Origin of the sequence: Bradyrhizobium sp. 76 (assembly GCF_023073025.1) — a bacterium.
In the GTDB taxonomy this organism is placed as follows: Bacteria; Pseudomonadota; Alphaproteobacteria; order Rhizobiales; family Xanthobacteraceae; genus Bradyrhizobium.
The window spans coordinates 1-6,284 of sequence record NZ_JADPIS010000083.1 but is presented as its reverse complement, the minus strand read 5'-3'; the positions used below and the strand labels follow the sequence as shown (position 1 = coordinate 6,284).

The following is a 6,284-nucleotide window of genomic DNA, read 5'->3' as shown; positions in this document are numbered from 1 at the left end:
GATGATGAGGCCTGACCTTGTCAGAGATCATGATCGACCTCCTTCGCGCGCGGCGTCGCTGTCGTCGCGGCATGATCGAGGATCAACTGCGTCATCAGGCTCATGAGAGCTGCCCGGGCCTCCGCCGGCAGTTCCAGCCATGCGGGTGCGCCGAGGGCGCCGTTCGGCAGGCCGCTCCCGAACAGATCCATCTGCTGCGGCCGTGGTTGTCGATTGTGTTGGTATCCGTTCCCTGGCATTGCCGTCTGTCGTGGCATCGGTCTCTCCCCGATTCTGGTCGTGGGAGGCTCTGGGTGCGCCAGAAAGCAGGGCAGCTGATGGCGTTCGATCCTTCAACGCCAGATCGAGAAGCGCAGAAAGCGCTGCAAGTGCGTCAATGCTGACAAACGGCTGAGCTGTCAAAAGCTCGGGGTCAGGGCATACCGTCCGGTCGAACATCCATGCCGGTACTTCAAGCCAACGATCTGCTTGCGACCCGTCGAGCGTGCAGCGAAAAACGATATCACCGGCCTTGTCGACGGCCCCATGAACGCAAACTCGGCGACCAAACCAGGGATGATGCCGATAAAGAACCTCGCGAAGAACGGTCCTGTGGGCGTTCTCAAACCTTGTTGTACAACGCACGAAGGCCCCATTCGAGCCTTGACGACATGACCCCGGATCAAGCCTACTTCAACCTTCCGCCGCTCCGCGTGGCGGCCTAATCTCGGCAGAGGCTCCACTTATCGACGCGGAAAGTCTGTTCAGACAAGCGGGACCAGCTCTGTCGACTGCAAAGTGCTGCGGTATTTGAGCCTCCATGTACCAACGCCTCTACTTGCAGTCCGTAAAGTACCAATGCAATCGGCGTTATTTCTGATGAGGTTGAAGCGTGACTACGTCCCCCGATTTTGTCAAAGCCATCCCAGCCTCCCCATGCTGAAAAGTGAGTCTTCTCAAGTATATGATTCTCGTCGACAAGGAGCGCGACACTCTGTTCAGTAAGATTAGGGCCGACCGTCTAAGTGGCTCGATCGTGGCCAGGCAACGTTCCGGCCGACGCTGCTTGCTGAAGGGCCTGCGCCATTATCTAATAGCCGCGGGTGCGGTCGATGGCATGTAGCGGCCGGCGGCCGCCGCGGATCGCATTGGCGGCAGCAATCAGCGTGGTCGCAACCGCGCGCACGCTGATGTCGCCCGCGACGTGCGGTGTAACCGTGATTTTGGGATGGTCCCAAAACGGATGGATCGGCGGCAATGGTTCAGTTGCGAACACGTCGAGCGCCGCGCCCGCCAGCTGCCCGGTCTCGAGCGCCGCAAGCAAGTCCCCTTCCACCAAGTGTTCACCGCGGCCGATCTGAACTAAGTAACCGCCGCGTTGCATTTTTGCAAACACTTGCGCATCGAGAATGCCGCGGGTCTCCGGCGTAAGTGGCAGGACGTTGACCAGTACCTCGGTCTCTTTGAGCATCGCGGCAAGTCCGACAGGACCATAGTGGCTCCGAGCCGCACCGGATATCGATTTCGGCGTCCGGCTCCAGCACATCACGGGAAACCCGAGGTATGTGAGGTCGGCAGCGATCTTGGACCCGATCTTGCCATGGCCCAGAATGCCGATCGGCACGCTTTCGGCACGACGAAGCTGACCTTGCTCCCAGGCACGATCGTGCTGTTGCGCGCGATACCTAGCAAAGCCGCGCTGATGACCGATTACGTGCCAGACGACAACGCCTGACATCATCTGCGCCTGTCTGGGATCCACGACCCGCACTACATCGATCTCAGGCTTGAGACTCGGACAGCCGACAACGTGGTCAACGCCAGCACCGATAGTACACACAACCTGCAAATTGGGGTAATAGGAAAACGCATCATCCGGTGGATGCCACGCCATCCCGAGGCGAACATCGGTGTCACGATTATCTCCATGATCGATCACTTCGATCTGATCGGCAATGCGCGAAATCTCTGCGCCAAGATAGAGCCGTAAATCTCGTCTTTTCGAGAGGAGCACGCACCGCAGCCGCTCCTTGTCCTGACGCTCGACCGCGGTGTTCTCGACTGCCATGAAGATCCTCCTCGATTTAGCCCAATCGCCGAACAGCTTGATCTGCGCGATACGCAAGCAAGTCGCATGCCGATTGCATGTATTATCTCTCAAGCGCACCCACATCTAGAAAATCGGCTCGAATGGTCGTCGCTAGATGAGTCCTTAGAACTGTAAATTGCCGCTAGTGGATAGGTGCAACACGAACCGTGACCCGCCCGAGCGACGCACGATGGCATATCGAGATTCGACCCTGAACCGGTGGATAGTGAAGCCCTGCTGCTGCCTATCCGTCGGCTTGGGGCGGCAGCTCCTCTCGCATTCGGTAGGCCATAATTACCTTCATCGCGCCCCATTCGCGTTTCTAATGAGGTCCGAAGTGGTGGCCCGCGGCACCCCTCCCACAGGAGAAAAAGCACTCGAGGAACCGAGCGCCGCGCAGTCCTACAAAGAAAAAGGTGGAAAACTCCTGCCGTCCCACACCAGGGAGAAGGCGATTGTCCCGCTTTGGCAAACGGCTGGTGCGGTATGCCGAGGCCACGTGGCCCGGCGTGCGGACAGGTTGTACAAGGGAAGAGCCTGCCTTTCGAGCAACAGGCTAAAGCCGTCTCTCGAAGTGAGGAGACCGTCCGCATGGGCCTCCCGTAGGGCCCTTTGATAGTGATAGGTGCGCGCCACGGAGGAGCTGGAACTTCGATTCGAATTCCCGGCCCGCCGTGACGAACTGATCAATATCCCACGGATTCAGACCGTGCTCCGTCAAAGCAATGACAATGCATCGGGATGATCCATTCTCTAACGCCGATTGTTTGCCCGCTTCTTCTGCTCGACACAAAAGACAGGCCGTCCGTCCTCCACAAGCGCAACCGCTCCGTCGTGTGTCGGTTTGATGTCGCAAAATCGCGTAGTGCTTCCACAGCCCAAGCCACCGAGCAGCAGGATCGAGGTCCGCTCGTGATGCCCCCCTCGGCGGCGGGGCCGATACGGGATACGGTTTCGGATCTTCTGACAGGATTGCTGATCTCGACCTCGTGCGCCATCTGTAATGCTGAATTCGATTCATTCGAGGAGCGAACCAGACGTTGAAAGCGCCCGAATAATCAGTGTTGCACCCGCTATCGGTTTCCGATCCGAGCTTTTACCGTGCTTTGTACGTTGGTAGCATCTGGTCCGGTCGATGCTGAGCTCACCGTCTCGCGTGAAGGAAAGCGCTTCCCATTCTGGCGCCCTAACGCTTGAGTGCGAACTACGATTCGGCCAACGAAACCGAACGAATCGGTCTCTGTTTTGTCGGCCTAATGTCACGTCCGCAACCGCTTGGCAGGTTCCGTACATTAGCGGGGTCTAGTGTCGGACAGTTTTAAACACCACCCTGGTTTTCGGGCTCTCTCAAGTTAGCCCCGCGCTTGCGGTCCACTCATTTGCCTCGAGTTTGCTAAGGCATGGTTTTTGCTAATGCACTACCGCCCATCGCAAGTTGATCCATGCTCTGCGGTCGGGCGAGTCAGTCGGCTGATGGAGCCGACATCAAGAACAATTTTTGAAGCCGCAAGTGAGATGCATGTGACACGAAAACTTTCTTTGCTGGTCCTGCTGGTCGCACTCGCCGGCTATTCGCTTCAGACACTTGCAAAGACGGAGAATCCTCTTCTCGGCTCCACGCGCAAAGCCGGCGAAGTCAAATGGCGCTGGGCTCTTCACCCCGTTACAGGCCGTTATCGCCGAGCGGGAAAAGCGGCGTTCGGCGCTGCACTACGGGGACGCTCATGAACCTGAACGCAGCGCTTGGAAACTGACGCGAGCCCGCTAGTATTCGTTCAATCAAAAGCATCGTACCTGAGTTCGCGCATCTGCACTGACGAAAGAGAATCAATGAGAACCCTACAGGTTGTTGAGCTGGCGAGCAGGACAGACCCAGGCGTTGCCTCGAACCCTGTGCGGTGCCCAGTTGCGGAGATTGCGACATGAACCACTCTCTGAACTATGGGGAGCTTCGGGAGCTCACCAGGTGCCGGCTCCCACACAGCTCTTTCGAATACATTGACAGGCGCACCGAGGATGAGAATGGCCTCCGAACGAACCGGCATGCCTTTGCAGTGCGGATCAGACCGCAACTGCTGACTCAAAGTGGTGGCGCTCGCACGCACTCTGTCTCTATCTTCGGCCAAACCTCCGATGTGCCGATAGCGCCGACGGCTATGGCTGGCCTGGTGTGGTATAGAGGCGAGATTGAATTGGCCAAAGAACATTCTTCGGAAGAGTTGTTGCGAGATCTGAGCCAGTGGGCATGGATTACCGGATGCAGTCACATCCGTCGATTTCAAAGAGATTACCTGGAGATGCCGGGGCGGTCATGAGCTTCGACCCAACGCGACCCTGAAAGACGTGGCCGTAGAAGCGCTGAGATGTGATCCAGAAACTACCGCAAACAAACCTAACTTGGAGAAAAGCTGATGTCCAACACTGGATTTCGCGTTTACCTCAACGTCGACAGACCTGATCCGTCCCTCGTGGAACGATTTGGTGGTATTGCTGTCGCGAGCATTGCCGATAGCATGAATAGGGCATCTTGTATCAGCGGAAGAATTAAGCCGCTGAATCGCGCTCCGTTGCTCGGAGTCGCTGTTACGGTCAAAACGCGTCCCGGGGACAGTCTGGTGATGCAAAAGGCAATGAACCTAGCCAACCCCGGCGATGTGATCGTTGTCGATGCGCAAGGAGCAACCGACAACGCGAATGCCGGCGAGCTGATAGTGACGTGGATGCAGCACCGTAAACTTGCGGGGTTAATCGTCGATGGCGCGGTCCGCGACGTCGGCGCCATCCGGAATATGACATTTCCGGTCTATGCTGCTGGGATTACGCCAAGAGGGCCATACAAAGACGGGCCTGGCGAGGTCAACGTTCCTATCTCGTGTGGTGGTGTGACGGTGAAACCAGGCGATATCGTCGTCGGCGACGAGGATGGCGTGGTGATAGTCAACCCGCATGATGGCGAAGATGTTCTCGGGAAAGTCAAGCATGTTCTAGCTCGAGAGGCGAAACTCAGGGAAGAAATTCCGTGGGACGGGTCGTGGGTAGACGAGGTCCTTAAGGAGAAAGGGTGTGAATTTATCGGTACTCAGCCTTGATCGTTTTTCATCGAGATGACGTCAAGGTGATTCAGCCGGCTGAGCTCGTCCTACGCGGAGGCGTGTTTATGCTCGGGAGGGGCCGTCGATATCGACGATTCCAAGAATGATCGCCACGGGACTTCACGACTTCATGCGGTAGCTGGACGAGGCATATGCCCTCATCGATGCAACCGACGATCGGCTCCATCAGGTTCGCTTTTGGTCCTCGAGAGCGGGAGGAGAAGCGGTGATTTTGGTGCGAGAGCTAAAGCCGCCGCTCGAAGGGATGCCTCCTGTAAACCTCATCTATAAGCTTCATCGGCCGGGATTTTTTGAACCTCCTAGGCGCAGCAGCTACAGTCGTTGGATTCTGTGATTCCTGAGACGCTACGTAAAGCTGTAGCCTGCAATCCTCGTCAACACTTCTGGAACGCGCTGGGACCCTAATCCGATGGCATCGGAAGCATTCGGGAGCGGCTGAGGTTATGCAGGCGGACCTCAAAGCCTTTGCATCCTGCCTGATCGGCCGGCTCTGGCGGAGTCTTCCCTTGGCCTGTCACTCGCCGGGATCTGTTGCGCGTGTCGCACAATTGCTGCAAGCTGCCGGAGGGACCGTCGCAAGACTGTCGCCACAGCGGTCCCCAGTTCCCGGAGCTATCGCCCAAAGTTGGTGACGATGGGAATCGGAAAGGCGGCATATCGTGGGGGTGCTTGACGCCTCCACTTCTCCACCGAAGGAGCGATATGCCGTGTCCAACGATAACGTCATCCAGCTGATTCAGCCAGGAATCTTCGACGACCAACTCACAGAAGTCTTGCGCAGCGGGGCACGTGCCCTTCTCGCCAAGGCGGTCGAAGCCGAGGTCGCAGACTTTCTCGGCCAGCATGCCGATTTGAAGACCGCGGACGGCCACCAGCGCGTCGTCCGCCACGGCCACCTGCCGGAGCGCGAGGTGATGACCGGTATCGGTGCGGTCGCCGTCCGCCAGCCGCGGGTACGCGATCGCGAGGCCGCCGCCGCCGATCCTGGCCGCATCCGGTTCGCGCCGGCGATCCTGCCGCCCTACATGCGCCGTTCGAAGTCGATCGAGACGCTGCTGCCGATCCTTTACCTGAAGGGGATCTCGACGGGCGACTTCTCGGAG

General features: G+C 58.0%; 4 protein-coding genes. 2 read left to right on the top strand and 2 right to left on the bottom strand.

All coding sequences use genetic code 11. The annotated features are described in order from the left end of the window. Window positions 1–20: 20 nt before the first annotated feature. Both IVB48_RS16450 and IVB48_RS16445 read right to left on the bottom strand, forming a co-directional pair. Entirely contained in the window at window positions 21–257 is a 237-nt protein-coding gene (locus IVB48_RS16450; RefSeq protein ID WP_247400910.1) for a hypothetical protein, read from the bottom strand. A gap of 812 nt (window positions 258–1,069) precedes the next feature. Beyond that, window positions 1,070–2,047 (bottom strand): glyoxylate/hydroxypyruvate reductase A, encoded by a 978-nt coding sequence (locus IVB48_RS16445; protein ID WP_247400907.1) that lies wholly within the window; start codon window positions 2,045–2,047, stop codon window positions 1,070–1,072. A gap of 2,432 nt (window positions 2,048–4,479) precedes the next feature. Here IVB48_RS16445 and IVB48_RS16440 point away from each other — a divergent pair. Both IVB48_RS16440 and IVB48_RS16435 read left to right on the top strand, forming a co-directional pair. Next, entirely contained in the window at window positions 4,480–5,157 is a 678-nt protein-coding gene (locus IVB48_RS16440) for an RraA family protein (RefSeq protein ID WP_247400906.1), read from the top strand. Window positions 5,158–5,888: 731 nt separating this feature from the next. After that, a partial coding sequence (locus IVB48_RS16435) for a transposase (protein WP_247400904.1) occupies window positions 5,889–6,284 on the top strand: 396 nt, incomplete at its 3' end.